Below are 18,978 nucleotides of genomic sequence, written 5' to 3'. Positions count from 1 at the left end.
GGTGCGCGAGCAGTTTCGCGCACCCCAGACATTCGTTTCGAGCCGCTGAAGAAGCGGCATTTGATCTAGATGGACCGCGGTGGCGGATATTCATCGCAAGGAGAGGGCACTTTTTGCCCCATGGAGAAACGGCATGAACCAAGAGGTCATGAATCTTTTCAATCCTCAGGCGCCTGTGCAGGCATTCGATTCCATCAGGATTTCGATCGCCAGCCCTGAGAAGATTCTGTCCTGGTCATACGGTGAGATCAAGAAGCCGGAGACGATCAACTACCGCACCTTTAAACCGGAGCGGGATGGTCTTTTCTGTGCTCGGATCTTCGGGCCGATCAAGGACTATGAATGCTTGTGCGGCAAGTACAAGCGTATGAAGTACAAGGGCATCATCTGCGAAAAGTGCGGCGTAGAAGTCACGCTGTCACGTGTTCGCCGTGAGCGCATGGGCCATATCGAACTTGCTGCGCCAGTTGCGCATATCTGGTTCCTGAAGTCCCTGCCAAGCCGCATCGGTACATTGCTTGATATGACCCTCAAGGGTATCGAGCGCGTTCTCTATTTCGAGAACTACATTGTGACCGAGCCGGGCCTGACAGCACTGAAGGAGCACCAGCTTCTTTCGGAAGAAGAATACATGATTGCTGTCGATGAGTATGGTGAAGATTCCTTCACTGCGCTGATCGGTGCCGAAGCAATTCATGAGCTGCTCGCTTCCATGGATTTGGAAAAGATTGCTGGCGAGCTGCGTGAAGATCTGGCGACAACAACGTCCGATCTGAAGCAGAAGAAACTGATGAAGCGTTTGAAGATCGTCGAAAACTTCCTGGAATCGGGTAACCGTCCGGAATGGATGATCATGAAGATTGTTCCGGTTATTCCTCCGGATCTGCGTCCTCTGGTTCCATTGGACGGCGGACGTTTCGCCACGTCCGACCTTAACGATCTTTATCGTCGCGTCATCAATCGTAACAACCGTTTGAAGCGTCTGATCGAACTGCGCGCTCCTGGCATCATCATCCGCAACGAGAAGCGTATGCTTCAGGAATCGGTAGATGCGTTGTTCGATAATGGTCGTCGCGGCCGTGTTATTACTGGTGCCAACAAGCGTCCGCTAAAGTCGCTGTCCGATATGCTCAAGGGCAAGCAGGGCCGCTTCCGCCAGAACCTTCTCGGCAAGCGCGTCGATTATTCCGGTCGTTCGGTTATCGTGACCGGTCCTGAGCTGAAGCTTCACCAGTGCGGTTTGCCAAAGAAGATGGCGCTCGAACTGTTCAAGCCATTTATCTACGCTCGTCTTGATGCGAAGGGTTATTCCTCAACCGTCAAGCAGGCAAAGAAGCTGGTTGAAAAGGAAAAGCCCGAAGTCTGGGATATTCTGGACGAGGTCATCCGCGAGCATCCGGTTCTCTTGAACCGTGCGCCGACGCTTCACCGTCTTGGTATTCAGGCATTTGAACCCACCCTGATCGAAGGCAAGGCAATCCAGCTGCATCCGCTCGTATGTACCGCCTTCAACGCGGATTTCGACGGTGACCAGATGGCTGTACACGTGCCGCTGTCGCTGGAAGCGCAGCTTGAAGCGCGCGTTCTGATGATGTCGACGAACAACATCCTGCACCCTGCAAATGGTCTGCCGGTTATCGTTCCGTCGCAAGACATGGTTCTCGGCCTGTACTATCTGTCGATCGTTGCGGCGAAGGAACCGGGCGAAGGCATGGCTTTCGCCGATATGGGTGAACTTCACCACGCTATCGGTAGCGGTGCTGTAACCTTGCACACCAAAATCAAAGGCCGCTTCAAGAGCATTGACGCAGACGGAAAGCCGACTTCGAAGATTTTCGAAACGACGCCTGGCCGAATGATTATCGGTGAGCTTCTGCCCAAGCACCACAATGTGCCTTTTGATATCTGCAATCAGGAAATGACCAAGAAGAACATCTCCAAGATGATCGATACGGTCTATCGCCACTGCGGACAGAAAGAGACGGTCATTTTCTGCGATCGCATCATGCAGCTCGGCTTCAGCCATGCTTGCCGCGCCGGTATTTCGTTCGGCAAGGACGATATGGTTATTCCGGAAACCAAAGCGAAGCTGGTTGCTGAAACCGAAGCTTTGGCGACTGAATACGAACAGCAGTACAATGACGGCCTGATCACTCAGGGCGAGAAGTACAACAAGGTCGTTGACGCTTGGGGCAAGTGCACCGAGAAGGTCGCCGATGAAATGATGGCCCGCATTAAGGCTGTCGAGTTTGATCCTGTTACTGGCCGCCAGAAGCAGATGAACTCGATTTATATGATGTCGCACTCCGGCGCTCGTGGTTCTCCGAACCAGATGCGTCAGTTGGGCGGTATGCGCGGTCTGATGGCCAAGCCGTCGGGCGAAATCATCGAAACGCCGATCATTTCGAACTTCAAAGAAGGTCTGACCGTGAACGAGTACTTCAACTCGACCCACGGTGCCCGTAAGGGACTTGCAGATACTGCCTTGAAGACGGCTAACTCCGGTTATCTGACACGCCGTCTGGTTGACGTCGCTCAAGATTGCATCGTCATCTCGGTTGATTGCGGCACCACAACTGGCCTTACAATGCAGCCGATCGTTGATGCCGGTCAGGTCGTTGCGACGATTGGTCAGCGCGTTCTCGGTCGTACAGCGCTTGAAGATATTCTGCACCCGGTTTCAGGCGAAGTGCTTGTGACTGGTGGCAATATCATCGACGAGTTCGATATCGATGCCATTGAAAAGGCTGGTGTTCAGTCGATACGCATTCGTTCGGCTCTTACCTGTGAGACCCGTGGCGGTATCTGCGCCAAGTGCTACGGCCGTGATTTGGCCCGTGGTACGCCGGTCAACCAGGGCGAGGCAGTCGGTGTTATCGCTGCCCAGTCGATTGGTGAGCCAGGCACGCAGTTGACCATGCGTACGTTCCACCTTGGTGGTACAGCGCAGGTTGTCGATCAGTCGTTCCTCGAAGCCAGCTATGAAGGCACGGTGCAAATCCGCAACCGTAACGTTGTGCGTAACTCTGATGGTCATCTGGTTGTCATGGGCCGCAATATGGCGGTTGTCATCTTGGATGCAACGGGCAAGGAACGCGCGACACACCGCGTTACTTATGGTTCGCGCATTTATATCGATGACGGCGATACGGTTAAGCGTGGCCAGCGCGTTGCCGAGTGGGATCCTTATACCCGCCCGGTCATGACGGAAGTCGAAGGTCATGTCGAATTCGAAGACATGGTTGATGGTCTTTCGGTTACCGAAACCACGGACGAGTCCACCGGTATCACCAAGCGCGTGGTTATCGACTGGCGCTCGACACCGCGCGGTTCAGATCTGAAGCCGGCAATCGTGGTCAAAGACAAGGCAGGCAAGGTACTGAAACTGGCTAAGGGCGGCGACGCACGCTTCCAGCTATCGGTGGAATCCATCCTTTCGGTCGAGCCGGGCTCGCACGTTAAGGCTGGTGACGTTCTTGCGCGTATTCCGATGGAAAGCGCCAAGACCAAGGACATCACGGGTGGTCTTCCACGCGTTGCGGAACTGTTCGAAGCTCGTCGTCCAAAGGATCACGCTATCATCGCAGAGATTGATGGTACGGTTCGTTTTGGCCGCGATTACAAGAACAAGCGCCGCATCGTCATCGAACCGAATGATGAGACACTTGAGCCTGTTGAGTATCTGATCCCCAAGGGCAAGCCTTTCCATCTTCAGGATGGCGATGCTATCGAAAAGGGCGATTATATTCTCGATGGCAATCCGGCACCGCATGACATTCTGGCGATCAAGGGCGTGGAAGCTTTGGCTTCATACCTCGTCAATGAAATTCAGGAAGTCTATCGTTTGCAGGGCGTTCTGATCAACGACAAGCACATTGAAGTGATTGTTCGCCAGATGCTGCAGAAGGTCGAAATCACTGAGTCCGGTGACACAGGCTTCATTGCTGGTGATCATGTCGACCGGATCGAGCTGGACGAAATTAACGAACGTCTTGAAGAAGATGGCAAGAAGCCAGGCTACGGCACTCCGGTGCTGCTCGGCATCACCAAGGCTTCTTTGCAGACACCATCGTTCATCTCGGCTGCATCCTTCCAGGAAACAACACGCGTCCTCACGGAAGCTGCTGTTGCCGGCAAGATGGATGCTCTGCAGGGCCTGAAGGAGAACGTCATCGTTGGACGTTTGATCCCGGCAGGTACAGGTGGAACGGTCAAGCAGATCCGCCGCATTGCCGGAGCTCGCGACGAGTTGATCATCGACGAGCGCCGCAAGGAAGCTGGAGCAAGTGCCGCGAAAGCCGGCCCGATGCTGACAGACATGACAGGTCAGCCAGCCGAGTAAGCTGGTTAGCCAATCCAAACCAAAAGGCCGCCCCGGAGAAATCCCGGGCGGCCTTTTTCATTGGCGGTTTCAACCGAAGGCAACCAGACCGCTACTCATGATAGAGATTTTTCCGCAAGAATTGTTGTTTTTTCTGCAAGATCGCTCGGATTATCCGAACCCGCTGACGGGATTTCCAATGTTCATCAATGGCAATTGAACTTGCCTGGAAAGGGTAGGGAGCCGATTTGAAGGATTACCTTGGAATGTGATGTGGTTCGCAATCAAAAGGCGCGCCGGGTTGCACTTTTCGCCAGTATGAACATTATCAGGAACGTTGCGCACTTATCGCCCTGCACGACAGTTACTCATTAAACTCTATCATCGCTATCTGGCCGGTCAGGGCATTCTTATAGGCGGATAGGTGGGGCTCTTCCGTTGGCTCTTCTGTCAAGGTGCCGATCTCAAGCAGCTCTGCTTCATCATAACCTTCATTGGCGAGAATCTGCAGGGCGAAGTCGACCAACCCTTCAGAATCATCCCGCATGAGAAGAAGGTGAACCTGAAGCGGCTCTTCTTGCTTTGCTTTCCAGACATCAGCAACGACGAGATGAACGATTACTGGTTCCGGATTGTCAGTTGGCATTGGTGTGATTCCCGATTCTTCGATTTCTACCGTGAGAATAGACATAACGAGTCGGCCTGACACCCGAGTCGGTGTGAATCTCTGTGAAGAAAACGAAATTTAACTTGAATTAACGATTGTTCAGCGAAACTATCGGTCTTCAGGATGCAAAAGCGCCAGCAAATGCTGTGCGCATGAAGAATATTGGCGGTTCAGGCTTGACGAAAGGCCCAAACCCCAGTATCAGCAGCCCATCTGAGCCGATGTGAGATTGGCCATTTCGGAGCGACACGCTCTGGAGTTCATCTCAAACAGGGTTCGTTTTACGAACGAAATGCAATTTGCCGCTCGCATGAGGCCTTCAGGCTTCCTCTGCTTTTATTCGGGCAACCACCCTTGGGGTGGTTTAGTTGCCCGAATTCGTGCATGAGCATGGCGCTGAAACGGCCCTGACGGGCGAAGATACGAGATTTGTGCCGAAGCGCTAGCGCTTTGTTACGCATTACAAAGAGGGAAGGTTGAATGCCTACCGTAAACCAGTTGATCCGCAAGCCGCGCACTGCGCCGGTAAAGCGCAATAAAGTCCCTGCCTTGCAGGAAAACCCGCAAAAGCGCGGCGTTTGCACTCGCGTCTATACGACGACACCGAAGAAGCCGAACTCGGCTCTGCGTAAGGTCGCCAAGGTGCGTTTGACCAACGGCTTCGAAGTCATCGGATATATTCCGGGTGAGGGTCACAACCTTCAGGAGCACTCTGTCGTGATGATCCGCGGCGGTCGTGTAAAGGATTTGCCGGGTGTTCGTTACCACATCATCCGTGGTGTTCTGGATACTCAGGGCGTCAAGAATCGTAAGCAGCGCCGTTCCAAGTACGGTGCGAAGCGTCCGAAGTAAGATTTTCCGGGACTTTGGCCACCAGGTAGGTCAACCCGATGCAGATAAGAGACAAAGAATATGTCCAGACGCCATAGTGCAGAAAAGCGTGAGATCAACCCGGATCCAAAGTTCGGCGATCTCGTTCTGACGAAGTTCATGAATGCAGTCATGCATCATGGCAAGAAGTCGATTGCTGAACGTATCGTTTACGGTGCGCTTGAGTCGGTCGAAGCCAAGAGCAAGCAGGAGCCGGTTGCCCTGTTCCATCAGGCTCTCGACAATGTAGCGCCGCACGTAGAAGTGCGTTCACGCCGCGTTGGTGGCGCGACTTACCAGGTACCGGTCGATGTTCGTCCGGAGCGCCGTCAGGCTCTTGCAATCCGTTGGCTGATCAATGCAGCCCGTGGCCGCAATGAGACGACAATGGTCGATCGCCTGTCAGGTGAACTTCTCGACGCTGCAAACAACCGCGGCTCGGCTGTGAAGAAGCGTGAAGACACGCATCGCATGGCAGAAGCCAACCGCGCATTCTCGCATTACCGCTGGTAATCGTCGAAACCCTATTCTTAGAGGCACCAGATCATGGCCCGCGAATATAAAATCGAAGACTACCGTAACTTCGGTATCATGGCGCACATCGACGCCGGCAAGACAACGACGACCGAGCGTATTCTTTATTACACCGGCAAGTCGCACAAAATCGGTGAAGTCCATGACGGCGCCGCTACGATGGACTGGATGGAGCAGGAGCAGGAGCGTGGTATCACGATCACTTCCGCTGCAACCACAACTTATTGGACGGGCCGTGATGGCAAGAAGCGTCGCTTCAACATCATCGATACGCCTGGCCACGTTGACTTCACGATTGAAGTAGAGCGCTCACTGCGCGTTCTCGATGGCGCGATTGCGCTTCTCGATGCAAACGCCGGTGTTGAGCCGCAGACTGAAACCGTATGGCGTCAGGCTGAGAAGTATCACGTTCCACGCATGATTTTCGTCAACAAGATGGACAAGACCGGCGCCGATTTCTATCGCTGCGTTGATATGGTCAAGACACGTCTTGGTGCCAAGGCACTCGTCATGCAGCTGCCAATCGGCGCTGAGACAGAGTTCAAGGGTGTTATCGACCTGATCGAGATGAAGGCGCTTGTATGGCGTGACGAACAGCTCGGTGCTGAATGGGATATTGTTGAAATTCCAGCCGATCTTATGGATCGTGCAGAAGAATTCCGCGAAAAGCTCATTGAAACCGCTGTTGAAGTCGACGAGGCTGCTACCGAGGCTTATCTCGAAGGCAACATGCCTGACAATGACAAGCTGCGTGAACTGATCCGTACCGGTACATGCCGCGTTGAATTCCATCCGGTGTTCTGTGGTTCGGCATTCAAGAACAAGGGTGTTCAGCCTTTGCTCGACGGTGTTGTCGACTTCTTGCCATCGCCTATTGATGTTCCTGCGATCAAGGGTATCGACCCGAAGACCGATGCGGACACAGTTCGCAATTCGTCTGACGATGAACCGTTGTCAATGCTGGCGTTCAAGATCATGAACGATCCATTCGTTGGCTCGCTGACATTCTGCCGCATCTATTCCGGCAAGCTGACCAAGGGCATTTCGCTCGACAACACGGTCAAGCTGAAGCGTGAGCGTATCGGCCGTATGTTGCAGATGCACTCGAACTCACGTGAAGATATCGAAGAAGCTTTTGCTGGCGACATCGTTGCTCTTGCTGGCCTCAAGGAAACCACAACAGGCGATACACTTTGCGATCCTCTGAAGCCGGTTATTCTTGAACGCATGATCTTCCCTGATCCGGTTATCGAAATTTCGATCGAACCGAAGACCAAGGCCGACCAGGAAAAGATGGGTCTCGCGCTCAACCGTCTGGCAGCTGAAGATCCTTCATTCCGCGTCAAGACGGATGAAGAATCCGGTCAGACAATCATCGCCGGCATGGGCGAGCTTCATCTCGATATTCTCGTTGACCGTATGCGTCGTGAGTTCAAGGTTGAAGCAAACATTGGTAACCCACAGGTTGCTTACCGTGAATCGATCACCCGCAAAGCGGAAATCGACTACACACATAAGAAGCAGTCCGGTGGTTCGGGCCAGTTCGCTCGCATCAAGGTTATCTTCGAGCCGCATGAAGGTGATGATTTCATCTTCGAATCGAAGATTGTCGGTGGTGCTGTACCGAAGGAATACATTCCAGGCGTACAGAAGGGCATTGAAAGTGTCATGGGTGCGGGTCCGCTCGCTGGCTTCCCGATGCTCGGCGTGAAAGCCACGCTGATCGACGGTGCCTACCATGATGTCGACTCCTCGGTTCTCGCCTTCGAAATCGCAGCTCGCGCTGCATTCCGCGAAGGTGCGCAGAAGGCTGGTGCCCAGCTGCTCGAGCCGATCATGAAGGTCGAGGTTGTTACGCCTGAAGATTACGTCGGTGACGTAATTGGCGATCTGAATTCACGTCGTGGTCAGATCTCGGGTACCGAAGCGCGTGGTATTGCCACTGTTGTCAACGCAAACGTCCCACTGGCCAACATGTTTGGTTATGTGAGCAACCTGCGTTCGATGAGCCAGGGCCGTGCACAGTACACCATGCAGTTCGACCACTACGAACCTGTCCCGGCAGCAGTCGCGCAGGAAATTCAGAAGAAGTTTGCGTAACCATAAGGTTACGCGTGACAGTTGAAGTTAAGCCTGAGCAGGCGAACATATAACGGAGAGCTCAGATGGCTAAGAGCAAGTTTGAACGTAACAAGCCGCACGTAAACATCGGCACGATTGGTCACGTTGACCATGGCAAGACGTCGTTGACGGCAGCGATTACGAAGTATTTCGGTGAATTCAAGGCGTATGACCAGATTGACGCTGCCCCGGAAGAAAAGGCACGCGGTATCACCATTTCGACGGCACACGTTGAGTATGAGACGCCTGCGCGTCACTATGCACACGTTGATTGCCCTGGCCACGCCGACTATGTGAAGAACATGATCACCGGTGCAGCGCAGATGGATGGCGCGATTCTGGTTGTGTCAGCCGCTGACGGCCCGATGCCCCAGACCCGCGAGCACATTCTGCTTGCCCGTCAGGTTGGCGTTCCGGCGATTGTCGTGTTCCTGAACAAGGTTGATCAGGTTGACGATGCTGAATTGCTTGAACTGGTTGAGCTTGAAGTTCGCGAGCTTCTTTCCAAGTATGATTTCCCTGGCGACGATGTACCGATCGTCAAGGGTTCGGCTTTGGCTGCACTTGAAGACAGCAACAAGGAAATCGGCGAAGACGCAGTTCGTGCGCTGATGGCTGAAGTTGACAAGTACATCCCAACGCCAGAGCGTCCGATTGACCAGCCCTTCCTGATGCCGATCGAAGACGTTTTCTCGATCTCCGGTCGTGGTACGGTTGTGACTGGCCGTGTTGAGCGCGGTATCGTCAAGGTTGGTGAAGAAGTTGAAATCATCGGCATCAAGCCGACATCGAAGACAACAGTTACCGGCGTTGAAATGTTCCGCAAGCTGCTCGATCAGGGCCAGGCTGGCGACAACATCGGTGCACTGGTTCGCGGTGTTGGCCGTGAAGACGTTGAGCGCGGTCAGATCCTTGCCAAGCCAGGTTCGGTCAAGCCGCACACCAAGTTCAAGGCAGAAGCCTATATTCTGACCAAGGACGAAGGTGGCCGTCATACGCCATTCTTCTCCAACTACCGTCCACAGTTCTACTTCCGCACGACAGACGTGACGGGTGTTGTGACTTTGCCGGAAGGTACGGAAATGGTCATGCCTGGCGACAACATCTCGGTTGATGTGACGCTGATCGTGCCAATCGCCATGGAAGAGAAGCTCCGCTTCGCTATCCGTGAAGGTGGCCGCACCGTCGGTGCTGGCATCGTCGCTTCTATCATTGAGTAAATTAAGGTTTTATGCGGAAGACGCCTGTTATAGGGCGTCTCCGCTAAACAAGGAAAAGATGAAATGAACGGTCAAAACATCCGCATTCGCCTCAAGGCGTTTGATCATCGGATCCTTGACGATTCGACGCGGGAAATCGTGTCGACTGCCAAGCGTACCGGTGCCAATGTGCGCGGACCGATCCCGCTACCTACACGGATCGAGAAGTTCACGGTTAACCGCTCGCCGCACATCGACAAGAAGAGCCGCGAGCAGTTCGAGATGCGCACACATAAGCGTCTTCTCGATATCGTAGACCCGACCCCCCAGACTGTGGACGCGCTGATGAAGCTCGATCTGTCTGCTGGTGTTGATGTCGAGATCAAGCTGTAAGGCTTGAGGACGGAAGGATGAACCGATGCGTTCAGGTGTAATTGCACAGAAACTGGGTATGACTCGCGTCTACAACGACGCTGGCGAGCATGTGCCGGTAACAGTTCTTCGCATGGAGAACTGCCAGGTTGTGGCTCAGCGTACAGTCGAGAAGAATGGCTACACTGCCGTTCAGCTCGGTGTTGGTCTGGCCAAAGTAAAGAATACGACGAAGAGCTTGCGCGGTCATTTCGCGACAGCTTCGGTCGAACCAAAGGCGAAAGTAGCGGAATTCCGCGTCTCTGCTGACAATCTTCTAGATGTCGGCGTCGAGATCACCGCCGAACATTACGTTGCAGGCCAGAAGGTCGATGTGACTGGCACTTCAATCGGTAAAGGTTTTGCCGGTTCGATGAAGCGCCATAACTTCGGCGGTCACCGCGCAACACATGGTAACTCGGTTACTCACCGCGCTCACGGTTCTACCGGTCAGCGTCAGGATCCGGGTAAAGTGTTCAAGGGCAAGAAGATGGCCGGTCATATGGGTTCAACCCGTATCACCACCCAGAACATCGAAGTTGTTTCGACTGACCTGGATCGCGGCCTTATTCTGGTTCGTGGTGCTGTTCCTGGTTCGAAGGGTGCATGGATCCTCGTGCGTGATGCCGTCAAGGTAGCGCTGCCCGAGAATGCTCCGAAGCCAGCTGGCCTTCGCGCATTGATCGACGATGCCGCAAACGCCGCAGCAGCTGTGTCTGATGCAGAAGTAGCGCAGACAACTGAGGGGGCCGAATAATGGATCTCACGATTACAACACTTGAAGGCGCGGACGCCGGCAAGCTGAAACTCTCCGAAGAGATTTTTGGTCTTGAGCCACGCGACGACATCCTTCAGCGCATGGTCCGCTATCAGCTTGCTCGCAAGCAGCAGGGCACGCACAAGGCAAAGGGTCGTTCGGAAATCGCACGGACCGGCGCCAAGATGTACAAGCAGAAGGGTACGGGCCGCGCTCGTCACCATTCGGCACGTGCACCGCAGTTCCGCGGCGGTGGCAAGGCCCATGGACCGGTTGTTCACAGCCACGCCCATGACCTGCCAAAGAAGGTTCGCGCTCTTGCGCTTCGTCATGCCCTGTCCGCCAAGGTCAAGGCATCCGATCTGATCATCATTGATGATCTGCTCGCGACAGAAGCCAAGACAAAGACACTTGTTTCGCAGTTCGCCAAGCTTGGCTTGCAGAATGCGCTCCTTATCGGCGGTGCCGAGATCGATGCGAATTTTGCTCGCGCAGCTTCGAACATCCCGAACATCGATGTTCTGCCAATTCAGGGCATCAATGTTTATGACATTCTGCGTCGTGGCAAGCTCGTGCTTTCCAAGGCTGCAGTTGAAGCTCTCGAGGAGCGTTTCAAATGACCGATCTTCGCCATTATGACGTGATCGTCAGCCCGGTTATCACTGAAAAGTCGACCATGGTTTCTGAAAACAACCAGGTAGTCTTTAACGTAGCCAAGACGGCGACGAAGCCGGAAATCAAGGCCGCAGTCGAAGCGCTGTTTCGCGTGAAAGTTACTGCAGTCAATACTTCTGTGCGCAAAGGCAAGGTGAAGCGTTTTCGCGGCATCGTCGGACGCCAGAGTGATGTCAAGAAAGCAGTCGTGACGTTGGCCGAAGGCCAGTCAATCGACATTTCGACTGGTCTCTGAGGGGCCGTGGAGTAAAGACAATGGCACTCAAACATTATAATCCAACCACGCCAAGCCAGCGCCAGCTGGTCATCGTGGACCGTTCGGAGCTTTACAAGGGCAAGCCTGTCAAGGCCTTGACCGAAGGTTTGTCGTCGAAGGGTGGTCGTAACAACACTGGTCGCATTACCGTGCGTTTCCAGGGTGGCGGTCACAAGCGCACATACCGCTTCGTTGATTTCAAGCGCCGCAAGCACGACGTGGCTGCCAAGGTTGAACGGCTTGAATACGATCCGAACCGGACCGCATTCATTGCGCTCATCCGCTACGAAGATGGCGAGCTGAGCTACATCCTGGCTCCGCAGCGTCTGGCAGTTGGCGACAGTGTTATTGCCGGCGCACAGACAGACGTGAAGCCAGGCAATGCAATGCCATTGTCAGCCATGCCAGTTGGTACCATCATCCACAATGTGGAGATGAAGCCAGGCAAGGGCGGTCAGATCGCCCGCTCGGCAGGTACATATGCGCAGCTCGTTGGCCGCGACCAGGGAATGGCGATCCTTCGCCTGAACTCGGGCGAACAGCGTCTTGTACATGGTTCTTGCTTTGCAACGGTCGGTGCAGTATCGAACCCTGACCATGGCAACATCAACCTGGGTAAAGCAGGTCGTAGCCGTTGGCTCGGTCGCAAGCCTCACAATCGTGGTGTCACCATGAACCCTGTCGATCACCCCCATGGTGGTGGTGAAGGCCGGACATCAGGTGGACGTCATCCGGTTACTCCGTGGGGCAAGCCTACGAAGGGCAAGAAGACGCGCTCCAATAAGTCGACGGACAAGTTCATCGCTCGTTCGCGTCATCAGCGCAAGAAGTAAGAGAGGTAGTCTGAAATGGCTCGTTCAGTTTGGAAAGGCCCGTTCATCGATGGCTATCTTCTCAAGAAGGCTGAGAAGGTACGTGAGGGCGGTCGCAGTGAAGTTATCAAGATCTGGAGCCGGCGCTCCACGATCCTGCCACAGTTCGTCGGTCTGACCTTCGGTGTGTACAACGGTAACAAGCATGTGCCGGTTTCGGTCAATGAAGAGATGATCGGACACAAGTTTGGTGAATTCGCTCCGACGCGTACCTATTACGGTCATGGCGCGGACAAGAAAGCGAAGAGGAAATAACGATGGGCAAGGCTAAGGCTCCGCGCCAGCTAAAGGACAACGAGGCGAAAGCCGTTGCCCGCACGCTCCGCATCAGCCCTCAGAAGCTCAATCTGGTGGCTGCTTTGATCCGTGGCAAGAAGGTTAACGCCGCTCTTGCCGATCTGGAATTTTCGCGCAAGCGCATTGCAGGAACGGTGAAAAAGACTCTCGAATCAGCTATCGCCAACGCAGAGAACAACCATGATTTGGATGTTGATACTCTGGTTGTTGCTGAGGCCTATGTAGGCAAGTCAATCGTGATGAAGCGTTTCCACGTTCGTGGCCGCGGTCGTGCAAGCCGGATCGAGAAGCCATTCTCGCATCTGACGATCGTTGTTCGCGAAGCTGAGGAAAAAGGGGAGGCCGCATAATGGGCCAGAAGATTAATCCGATTGGTTTCCGCCTGGGCATCAATCGCACCTGGGACTCGCGTTGGTACGCGAACACAGGCGAATATGGCAAACTGCTGCATGAAGACCTGAAGATCCGCAAGTATCTGATGGACGAGTTGAAGCAGGCTGCCATTTCGAAGGTAGTTATCGAGCGTCCGCACAAGAAGTGCCGCGTCACGATCCACGCTGCACGTCCAGGTCTGATCATCGGCAAGAAGGGCGCCGATATCGAGAAGTTGCGCAAGAAGTTGTCAGAAATGACAAATGCAGACACAACGCTCAATATCGTCGAAGTCCGCAAGCCAGAGACAGACGCTGTTCTGGTTGCCCAGTCGATCGCGCAGCAGCTTGAACGCCGCGTCGCTTTCCGCCGTGCCATGAAGCGTGCCGTTCAGTCGGCAATGCGTCTTGGTGCAGAAGGTATTCGTATCAATTGCTCGGGCCGTCTTGGCGGTGCGGAAATTGCGCGTATGGAATGGTACCGTGAAGGCCGCGTGCCTTTGCATACCCTTCGTGCCGATATCGATTACGGAACTGCTGAAGCGCAGACTGCCTACGGCATTTGCGGCGTCAAGGTCTGGGTATTCAAGGGCGAAATCCTTGAGCACGACCCAATGGCTTCCGAACGCCGTGCTGTTGAAGGTGATGCCAGCCATCAGGGTTCAGGCCGTCGTCGCGAAAACGCTTAAAATAGCGTCTTTCGTAACTGAGAATTTTGGAGTAGAGAACAATGCTGCAGCCTAAGCGCACAAAGTTCCGCAAGCAGTTCAAGGGCCGTATCCACGGCGCATCGAAGGGCGGCACGGATCTGAATTTTGGTGCTTTCGGCCTGAAGGCCCTCGAGCCGAACCGCGTTACAGCGCGTGAGATCGAGGCCGCTCGCCGTGCAATTACCCGTCACATGAAACGTGCCGGTCGCGTGTGGATCCGGATTTTCCCGGATGTGCCAGTAACATCGAAGCCTACCGAAGTCCGCATGGGTAAAGGTAAGGGTTCGGTCGATTATTGGGCGTCCCGTGTCGCACCAGGCCGCATCATGTTCGAGCTCGACGGCGTTTCGGAAGAAATCGCTCGTGAGGCACTTCGCCTCGGAGCTGCGAAACTTTCGGTCAAGACGCGCTTTATTCAGCGCATCGCAGAATAAGGGGTGGATGTTATGAAATCCGCAGAAGTCCGGGCCTTGAGCCTTGATCAGTTGAATGAAGAACTTGGTTCGCTGAAGAAAGAGCAGTTTAACCTGCGCTTCCAGAAAGCAACCGGTCAGTTGGAAAAAACCGCTCGCGTCCGGCAGATCCGCCGTGATATTGCGCGCATCAAAACTGTCGCCCGCCAAAAAGCGGTCGAGAGCAAGGCTTAAGGAAGAAAACCATGCCTAAACGCATTCTGCAGGGCGTTGTCGTGAGCGACAAAAACGACAAGACCATTGTGGTCAAGGTCGAGCGGCGCTATTCGCACCCGCTCCTCCAGAAGACTGTGCGCCAGTCCAAGAAGTACAAGGCGCATGATGAGAGCAACCAGTTCAAGGTTGGCGACCGGGTTTCTATTGAGGAATCCAAGCCAATTTCGAAAGACAAGTGTTGGGTTGTCGTAGCTGACGCCCCGGCAAGTTAATATTAATATCTGTATGTAAGTACGCAACAATCGCGAGGGGCAAGGAAAGCCCAGTCCGGTTGAACAAGAAGAAGGCGGCTAGTCATGATTCAGATGCAAACAAACCTCGACGTGGCGGATAATTCCGGCGCACGTCGTGTCATGTGCATCAAGGTGCTGGGCGGCTCGAAGCGGAAATATGCTTCGGTCGGCGACATTATTGTCGTTTCGATCAAGGAAGCAATTCCGCGCGGCCGTGTTAAAAAGGGTGACGTGATGAAGGCTGTGGTTGTTCGTACAGCCAAAGACATCCGTCGCGCAGATGGTAGCGTAATTCGTTTCGACAAGAACGCTGCTGTTTTGATCGACAATAAGAAAGAGCCTATCGGCACGCGTATCTTCGGACCGGTTCCGCGCGAACTTCGCGCAAAGAGCCACATGAAGATCATCTCGCTGGCTCCAGAAGTTTTGTAAGGAGCAGACGATGCAGAAGATCCGTAAAGGCGACCGCGTTGTCGTTCTAGCTGGTAAGGACAAGGGTCGTACCGGCGAAGTAATCAAAGTTTTGCCGAAGGATGAGCAAGCGCTCGTTAGCGGCGTTAATCTTGTAAAGCGTCACCAGAAGCAGACACAGAGCCAGGAAGCCGGCATTATTTCGAAAGAAGCGCCGCTCCATCTGTCGAACATTGCTATTGCCGACAAGGATGGAAAGCCGACCCGCGTTGGTTTCAAAGTCCTCGAGGACGGCAAGAAGGTACGTGTAGCAAAGCGTTCAGGAGATCTGATCGATGGCTGATGCAAACATTACACCTCGTCTGAAGACACAGTACTTCGACGTGGTTCGTAAAGCTCTTCTCGAAGAGTTCAAATACGAAAACGAGATGCAGATCCCGCGCATCACCAAGGTTGTTCTCAACATGGGTGTGGGCGAAGCAACAGCTGACTCAAAGAAGCCAACTGTCGCAGCTGAAGATCTGGCATTGATTGCTGGCCAGAAGCCGGTTATTACCCGTGCGCGCAATTCGATCGCTACTTTCAAGGTACGTGAGAATATGCCGATCGGAACGAAGGTAACGCTTCGCAAAGAGCGCATGTACGAATTCATTGACCGTCTGATCACGATCGCGCTTCCACGCGTTCGAGATTTCCGCGGCCTGAATCCAAAGAGCTTTGACGGTCGTGGCAACTTTGCCATGGGCATCAAGGAACACATTGTGTTCCCGGAAATCAACTATGATAAGGTTGATCAGATCTGGGGCATGGACATCATCGTTTGCACGACTGCAAAAACGGATGATGAAGCCCGCGCTCTTCTGCGCGCCTTCAACTTCCCTTTCCGCCAGTAACGGCAAGCGTAGCGAGGTATTTGAAATGGCAAAGACGAGCGCAGTCGAAAAGAACAAGCGCCGCGGTCTTCTGGTAAAGCGTTTCGCTGCAAAGCGGGCGCGCCTGAAGGCTGTCGTGATGAATCAGTCGCTTCCTCTGGATGAGCGCTTCCGCGCCACCATCCAGCTGGCAGAACTGCCACGCAATTCCACCAAGGTTCGTATTCGCAATCGTTGCGAAGTATCGGGCCGTCCACGCGGTTATTACCGCAAGATTAAAATGTCGCGTATCGCATTGCGCCAGCTGGGTTCGCTCGGCCAGGTGCCTGGCATCGTGAAATCGAGCTGGTAAGGAGAGAACGCGATGTCTATGACAGATCCTCTCGGCGATATGCTGACACGTATCCGTAACGCAATCATGCGCAAGAAGGGCAAGGTTTCAACACCAGCCTCCAAGCTTCGCGCCCGCGTTCTGGATGTTCTTCAGTCCGAAGGCTATATCCGTGGATACAGCCAGGTTGACTTCGATAACGGCAAGTCCGAAATCGAAATCGAACTGAAGTATTTTGAGAATGTACCGGTAATTCGTGAGATTACCCGTATTTCGAAGCCCGGTCGCCGCGTTTACGTGTCGGCCAAGTCGATCCCGCAGGTTGCGAACGGTCTTGGTATTTCGATCCTGTCGACGCCGAAGGGCGTTATGGCAGACCACGAGGCACGTGAACAGAATGTCGGCGGCGAACTGCTCTGCCGTATATTCTAAGCACCGGCTTGAAAAGGTTTGAAAAATGTCTCGTATCGGTAAAAAACCAGTGGCAGTCCCGCAAGGCGTAACAGCCAGCGTAGACGGCCAGACCATCAAGGCCAAAGGCCCGAAGGGCGAATTGTCCTTCGTTGCCAATGACGACGTTGTGGTCAAGTTTGAAGACGGTGCTGTCAGCGTTAACCCGCGTGACAACTCCAAAGTCGCTCGTTCAAAGTGGGGCATGAGCCGCACTATGGTCGTCAACATCTTCACGGGTGTTAAGGACGGTTTTGAAAAGCGTCTCGAAATCAGCGGCGTTGGCTATCGCGCAGCCATGCAGGGCAAAAACCTGCAGCTGTCACTTGGCTTCAGCCACGAAGTTGTCTATCAGGTGCCGGAAGGCATCACAGTTGCAGTGCCAAAGCCGACGGAAATCGTCGTCACCGGCATCAATAAGCAGCAGGTAGGCCAGGTCGCAGCTGAGATTCGCGAATATCGTAGCCCGGAGCCTTACAAGGGCAAGGGCGTGAAATATGCGGGCGAGAAGATCGTTCGCAAAGAAGGTAAGAAGAAGTAAGGAACTCGTGTCATGGCATCGCCGAAAGAAATCATTCAGCGTCGCGCTTCGCGTGTTCGCCGCCAGCTCAAGGCGGTTGCCGGTGACCGTCCGCGGCTCAGCGTCCACCGTTCTTCAAAGAATATCTATGCGCAGATCATTGATGACGCGCATGGTCACACTATTGCATCCGCATCCACTCTCGAAGCTGACCTCAAGGGCAAGCTGAAGACTGGTGCAGATTCGGATGCAGCGGCATTGGTTGGCAAGCTCGTTGCAGAGCGCGCTGTCAAGGCCGGCATCAAGGAAGTTGTCTTCGATCGTGGTGCCTATATTTACCACGGCCGTGTAAAGGCACTTGCTGAAGCTGCCCGCGAAGCAGGTCTTAGTTTCTAAGATCGGACTTCAGGGTAAAGACTTTCGAAGTCCGGGACTGCAAGGGCTCGTCTCTTGTAAGCCGGACTTCGCGTACTAAAACTGTTACCGCGATCTATGTGGATCAATTCATATCCACGGCGCTGTAATGTCATTCGTGCTACCGGAAAAGAAAAAGGAATTAGGAGCATGGCACAGGAAAAGAGAGGCCGCGACGATCGTGGTGGCCGTAACGAAGAGCGCGATAGCGAATTCGTTGACAAGCTCGTACACATCAATCGCGTCGCCAAAGTTGTTAAGGGCGGACGTCGTTTCGGTTTTGCTGCTCTCGTCGTTGTCGGCGATCAGAAGGGCCGCGTTGGTTTCGGTCATGGCAAGGCGCGCGAAGTGCCGGAAGCGATCCGCAAGGCAACAGAAGCTGCCAAGCGCGAAATGATCTTCGTTCCGCTGCGTTCGGGCCGTACATTGCATCACGATGTGCATGGCCGTCACGGCGCTGGCAAGGTTTTGCTTCGTGCAGCTACAGCTGGTACTGGTATCATTGCCGGTGGTCCAATGCGCGCAGTCTTCGAGACTCTCGGCGTACAGGACGTTGTTGCCAAGTCGCTCGGTTCGTCGAACCCATACAACATGGTTCGCGCGACATTTGATGCTCTCAAGCATCAGATGCATCCGAAGGACATCGCTGCTCAGCGCGGTATCAAGTATTCGACACTGCAGGCTCGCCGCCGCGATGTGGTCGGTTCGGAAGAATAGGCCATAAAGTGGCGCAGCAGGGCAGGGCCTTTGGCTTTGCTCACTGTAGAGACTAAAGGACAAAGTCATGGTTGAGAAGAAGAAGGGTAAGACGGTTACGGTCGAACAGATCGGCAGCCCTATCCGCCGTCCGGCAGAACAGCGCGCAACGCTTGTTGGCCTGGGCCTCAATAAAATGCATCGTCGTCGCACACTTGAAGATACGCCTTCAATTCGCGGCATGATTGCCAAGGTTCAACATCTCGTCCGCGTCGTGGACGAGGCTTGATACCGGAGATTA

General features: G+C 54.0%; 26 protein-coding genes. 25 read left to right on the top strand and 1 reads right to left on the bottom strand.

The genetic code is table 11. The annotated features are described in order from the left end of the window. Positions 1–133 precede the first annotated feature (133 nt). The gene (gene rpoC / locus ACYJL1_RS12220; RefSeq protein WP_460895644.1) at positions 134–4,342 is read left to right on the top strand and encodes a DNA-directed RNA polymerase subunit beta'; all 4,209 of its coding nucleotides are present in this window, start codon (positions 134–136) and stop codon (positions 4,340–4,342) included. 343 nt (positions 4,343–4,685) lie between these two features. Here the strand turns inward: rpoC and ACYJL1_RS12215 are convergent, their stop codons facing one another. Continuing rightward, positions 4,686–5,012: a hypothetical protein gene (locus ACYJL1_RS12215; protein WP_460895643.1), complete on the bottom strand. Its 327-nt coding sequence runs from the start codon at positions 5,010–5,012 to the stop codon at positions 4,686–4,688. Between the two features lie 456 nt (positions 5,013–5,468). Between ACYJL1_RS12215 and rpsL the strand changes: the two genes are divergently transcribed. The 24 genes from rpsL to rpmD all read left to right on the top strand — a co-directional run bounded on the left by rpsL (position 5,469) and on the right by rpmD (position 18,966). After that, the gene (gene rpsL / locus ACYJL1_RS12210) at positions 5,469–5,840 is read left to right on the top strand and encodes a 30S ribosomal protein S12 (RefSeq protein ID WP_008121760.1); all 372 of its coding nucleotides are present in this window, start codon (positions 5,469–5,471) and stop codon (positions 5,838–5,840) included. A gap of 60 nt (positions 5,841–5,900) precedes the next feature. Beyond that, positions 5,901–6,371 carry a 30S ribosomal protein S7 gene (rpsG, locus tag ACYJL1_RS12205; RefSeq protein ID WP_008121762.1) on the top strand — a complete coding sequence of 157 codons (471 nt, stop codon included), beginning with the start codon at positions 5,901–5,903 and terminating at the stop codon, positions 6,369–6,371. Positions 6,372–6,404: 33 nt separating this feature from the next. Beyond that, the gene (fusA, locus tag ACYJL1_RS12200) at positions 6,405–8,492 is read left to right on the top strand and encodes an elongation factor G (RefSeq protein ID WP_460895642.1); all 2,088 of its coding nucleotides are present in this window, start codon (positions 6,405–6,407) and stop codon (positions 8,490–8,492) included. A 65-nt stretch (positions 8,493–8,557) separates the two neighbouring features. Continuing rightward, complete coding sequence (gene tuf, locus ACYJL1_RS12195; protein ID WP_460895641.1) at positions 8,558–9,733, top strand: elongation factor Tu; 1,176 nt, start codon at positions 8,558–8,560, stop codon at positions 9,731–9,733. Positions 9,734–9,796: 63 nt separating this feature from the next. Next, complete coding sequence (gene rpsJ, locus ACYJL1_RS12190; protein WP_008124902.1) at positions 9,797–10,105, top strand: 30S ribosomal protein S10; 309 nt, start codon at positions 9,797–9,799, stop codon at positions 10,103–10,105. A gap of 25 nt (positions 10,106–10,130) precedes the next feature. Beyond that, a complete protein-coding gene (gene rplC / locus ACYJL1_RS12185) occupies positions 10,131–10,880 on the top strand; it encodes a 50S ribosomal protein L3 (protein ID WP_115055397.1) in 750 nt (249 codons plus the stop codon). Then, positions 10,880–11,500 (top strand): 50S ribosomal protein L4, encoded by a 621-nt coding sequence (rplD, locus tag ACYJL1_RS12180; protein ID WP_460895640.1) that lies wholly within the window; start codon positions 10,880–10,882, stop codon positions 11,498–11,500. Before rplC ends, rplD begins: the two co-directional genes overlap by 1 nt. Then, the gene (locus ACYJL1_RS12175; RefSeq protein WP_460895639.1) at positions 11,497–11,790 is read left to right on the top strand and encodes a 50S ribosomal protein L23; all 294 of its coding nucleotides are present in this window, start codon (positions 11,497–11,499) and stop codon (positions 11,788–11,790) included. Before rplD ends, ACYJL1_RS12175 begins: the two co-directional genes overlap by 4 nt. 20 nt (positions 11,791–11,810) lie before the next feature. After that, positions 11,811–12,644, top strand: a complete 834-nt coding sequence (gene rplB / locus ACYJL1_RS12170) for a 50S ribosomal protein L2 (protein WP_008124910.1) — start codon at positions 11,811–11,813, stop codon at positions 12,642–12,644. 15 nt (positions 12,645–12,659) lie between these two features. Next, positions 12,660–12,938: a 30S ribosomal protein S19 gene (gene rpsS / locus ACYJL1_RS12165; RefSeq protein WP_008124912.1), complete on the top strand. Its 279-nt coding sequence runs from the start codon at positions 12,660–12,662 to the stop codon at positions 12,936–12,938. Between the two features lie 2 nt (positions 12,939–12,940). Beyond that, positions 12,941–13,330, top strand: coding sequence for a 50S ribosomal protein L22 (gene rplV / locus ACYJL1_RS12160; RefSeq protein WP_106716807.1), 390 nt, complete (start codon positions 12,941–12,943; stop codon positions 13,328–13,330). Then, positions 13,330–14,040 carry a 30S ribosomal protein S3 gene (rpsC, locus tag ACYJL1_RS12155; protein ID WP_348599985.1) on the top strand — a complete coding sequence of 237 codons (711 nt, stop codon included), beginning with the start codon at positions 13,330–13,332 and terminating at the stop codon, positions 14,038–14,040. The genes rplV and rpsC overlap by 1 nt, the downstream gene beginning before the upstream one ends. Before the next feature lie 41 nt (positions 14,041–14,081). After that, positions 14,082–14,495 (top strand): 50S ribosomal protein L16, encoded by a 414-nt coding sequence (gene rplP / locus ACYJL1_RS12150; RefSeq protein ID WP_008124918.1) that lies wholly within the window; start codon positions 14,082–14,084, stop codon positions 14,493–14,495. 12 nt (positions 14,496–14,507) lie between these two features. Further along, positions 14,508–14,708, top strand: a complete 201-nt coding sequence (rpmC, locus tag ACYJL1_RS12145; protein WP_008124920.1) for a 50S ribosomal protein L29 — start codon at positions 14,508–14,510, stop codon at positions 14,706–14,708. Positions 14,709–14,719: 11 nt separating this feature from the next. Then, the gene (gene rpsQ / locus ACYJL1_RS12140; RefSeq protein WP_460895638.1) at positions 14,720–14,962 is read left to right on the top strand and encodes a 30S ribosomal protein S17; all 243 of its coding nucleotides are present in this window, start codon (positions 14,720–14,722) and stop codon (positions 14,960–14,962) included. A gap of 84 nt (positions 14,963–15,046) precedes the next feature. Further along, a complete protein-coding gene (rplN, locus tag ACYJL1_RS12135) occupies positions 15,047–15,415 on the top strand; it encodes a 50S ribosomal protein L14 (RefSeq protein WP_008124924.1) in 369 nt (122 codons plus the stop codon). A gap of 10 nt (positions 15,416–15,425) precedes the next feature. Then, on the top strand, positions 15,426–15,737 hold the full coding sequence (gene rplX, locus ACYJL1_RS12130) for a 50S ribosomal protein L24 (RefSeq protein WP_460895637.1): 312 nt from the start codon (positions 15,426–15,428) through the stop codon (positions 15,735–15,737). Next, positions 15,730–16,287 carry a 50S ribosomal protein L5 gene (gene rplE, locus ACYJL1_RS12125; RefSeq protein ID WP_115055386.1) on the top strand — a complete coding sequence of 186 codons (558 nt, stop codon included), beginning with the start codon at positions 15,730–15,732 and terminating at the stop codon, positions 16,285–16,287. The genes rplX and rplE overlap by 8 nt, the downstream gene beginning before the upstream one ends. A 25-nt stretch (positions 16,288–16,312) precedes the next feature. After that, positions 16,313–16,618, top strand: coding sequence for a 30S ribosomal protein S14 (gene rpsN, locus ACYJL1_RS12120; protein WP_008124931.1), 306 nt, complete (start codon positions 16,313–16,315; stop codon positions 16,616–16,618). Positions 16,619–16,630: 12 nt separating this feature from the next. Then, positions 16,631–17,029, top strand: a complete 399-nt coding sequence (gene rpsH, locus ACYJL1_RS12115) for a 30S ribosomal protein S8 (RefSeq protein WP_460895636.1) — start codon at positions 16,631–16,633, stop codon at positions 17,027–17,029. A 25-nt stretch (positions 17,030–17,054) separates the two neighbouring features. After that, complete coding sequence (rplF, locus tag ACYJL1_RS12110) at positions 17,055–17,588, top strand: 50S ribosomal protein L6 (RefSeq protein WP_460895635.1); 534 nt, start codon at positions 17,055–17,057, stop codon at positions 17,586–17,588. A 12-nt stretch (positions 17,589–17,600) separates the two neighbouring features. Then, the gene (rplR, locus tag ACYJL1_RS12105) at positions 17,601–17,963 is read left to right on the top strand and encodes a 50S ribosomal protein L18 (protein WP_008124937.1); all 363 of its coding nucleotides are present in this window, start codon (positions 17,601–17,603) and stop codon (positions 17,961–17,963) included. A 168-nt stretch (positions 17,964–18,131) separates the two neighbouring features. Next, positions 18,132–18,698: a 30S ribosomal protein S5 gene (gene rpsE / locus ACYJL1_RS12100; protein ID WP_008124939.1), complete on the top strand. Its 567-nt coding sequence runs from the start codon at positions 18,132–18,134 to the stop codon at positions 18,696–18,698. Between the two features lie 67 nt (positions 18,699–18,765). Further along, positions 18,766–18,966, top strand: coding sequence for a 50S ribosomal protein L30 (gene rpmD / locus ACYJL1_RS12095; RefSeq protein ID WP_008124941.1), 201 nt, complete (start codon positions 18,766–18,768; stop codon positions 18,964–18,966). The last annotated feature ends 12 nt before the right edge of the window (positions 18,967–18,978 follow it).

It is taken from the genome of Phyllobacterium sp. K27, assembly GCF_054796155.1.
The sequence above is the reverse complement of the archived record's forward strand: the minus strand, read 5'-3'. Positions and strand labels throughout refer to the sequence as shown.

What these genes read in the sequence shown, in the direction of transcription:
- rplF (WP_460895635.1), top strand. Translation starts at nt 17,055, where the DNA reads ATGTCTCGTATCGGTAAAAAACCAGTGGCAGTCCCGCAAGGCGTAACA.
- ACYJL1_RS12215 (WP_460895643.1), bottom strand. Translation starts at nt 5,012, where the DNA reads ATGTCTATTCTCACGGTAGAAATCGAAGAATCGGGAATCACACCAATG.
- rpsE (WP_008124939.1), top strand. Translation starts at nt 18,132, where the DNA reads ATGGCACAGGAAAAGAGAGGCCGCGACGATCGTGGTGGCCGTAACGAA.
- ACYJL1_RS12175 (WP_460895639.1), top strand. Translation starts at nt 11,497, where the DNA reads ATGACCGATCTTCGCCATTATGACGTGATCGTCAGCCCGGTTATCACT.
- rpsC (WP_348599985.1), top strand. Translation starts at nt 13,330, where the DNA reads ATGGGCCAGAAGATTAATCCGATTGGTTTCCGCCTGGGCATCAATCGC.
- rplD (WP_460895640.1), top strand. Translation starts at nt 10,880, where the DNA reads ATGGATCTCACGATTACAACACTTGAAGGCGCGGACGCCGGCAAGCTG.
- rplE (WP_115055386.1), top strand. Translation starts at nt 15,730, where the DNA reads ATGGCTGATGCAAACATTACACCTCGTCTGAAGACACAGTACTTCGAC.
- rplB (WP_008124910.1), top strand. Translation starts at nt 11,811, where the DNA reads ATGGCACTCAAACATTATAATCCAACCACGCCAAGCCAGCGCCAGCTG.
- rpsJ (WP_008124902.1), top strand. Translation starts at nt 9,797, where the DNA reads ATGAACGGTCAAAACATCCGCATTCGCCTCAAGGCGTTTGATCATCGG.
- fusA (WP_460895642.1), top strand. Translation starts at nt 6,405, where the DNA reads ATGGCCCGCGAATATAAAATCGAAGACTACCGTAACTTCGGTATCATG.
- rpsL (WP_008121760.1), top strand. Translation starts at nt 5,469, where the DNA reads ATGCCTACCGTAAACCAGTTGATCCGCAAGCCGCGCACTGCGCCGGTA.
- rplX (WP_460895637.1), top strand. Translation starts at nt 15,426, where the DNA reads ATGCAGAAGATCCGTAAAGGCGACCGCGTTGTCGTTCTAGCTGGTAAG.
- rpmC (WP_008124920.1), top strand. Translation starts at nt 14,508, where the DNA reads ATGAAATCCGCAGAAGTCCGGGCCTTGAGCCTTGATCAGTTGAATGAA.
- rpmD (WP_008124941.1), top strand. Translation starts at nt 18,766, where the DNA reads ATGGTTGAGAAGAAGAAGGGTAAGACGGTTACGGTCGAACAGATCGGC.
- rplV (WP_106716807.1), top strand. Translation starts at nt 12,941, where the DNA reads ATGGGCAAGGCTAAGGCTCCGCGCCAGCTAAAGGACAACGAGGCGAAA.
- rplN (WP_008124924.1), top strand. Translation starts at nt 15,047, where the DNA reads ATGATTCAGATGCAAACAAACCTCGACGTGGCGGATAATTCCGGCGCA.
- rpsS (WP_008124912.1), top strand. Translation starts at nt 12,660, where the DNA reads ATGGCTCGTTCAGTTTGGAAAGGCCCGTTCATCGATGGCTATCTTCTC.
- tuf (WP_460895641.1), top strand. Translation starts at nt 8,558, where the DNA reads ATGGCTAAGAGCAAGTTTGAACGTAACAAGCCGCACGTAAACATCGGC.
- rpsH (WP_460895636.1), top strand. Translation starts at nt 16,631, where the DNA reads ATGTCTATGACAGATCCTCTCGGCGATATGCTGACACGTATCCGTAAC.
- rplR (WP_008124937.1), top strand. Translation starts at nt 17,601, where the DNA reads ATGGCATCGCCGAAAGAAATCATTCAGCGTCGCGCTTCGCGTGTTCGC.
- rpsN (WP_008124931.1), top strand. Translation starts at nt 16,313, where the DNA reads ATGGCAAAGACGAGCGCAGTCGAAAAGAACAAGCGCCGCGGTCTTCTG.
- rpoC (WP_460895644.1), top strand. Translation starts at nt 134, where the DNA reads ATGAACCAAGAGGTCATGAATCTTTTCAATCCTCAGGCGCCTGTGCAG.
- rplC (WP_115055397.1), top strand. Translation starts at nt 10,131, where the DNA reads ATGCGTTCAGGTGTAATTGCACAGAAACTGGGTATGACTCGCGTCTAC.
- rpsQ (WP_460895638.1), top strand. Translation starts at nt 14,720, where the DNA reads ATGCCTAAACGCATTCTGCAGGGCGTTGTCGTGAGCGACAAAAACGAC.
- rpsG (WP_008121762.1), top strand. Translation starts at nt 5,901, where the DNA reads ATGTCCAGACGCCATAGTGCAGAAAAGCGTGAGATCAACCCGGATCCA.
- rplP (WP_008124918.1), top strand. Translation starts at nt 14,082, where the DNA reads ATGCTGCAGCCTAAGCGCACAAAGTTCCGCAAGCAGTTCAAGGGCCGT.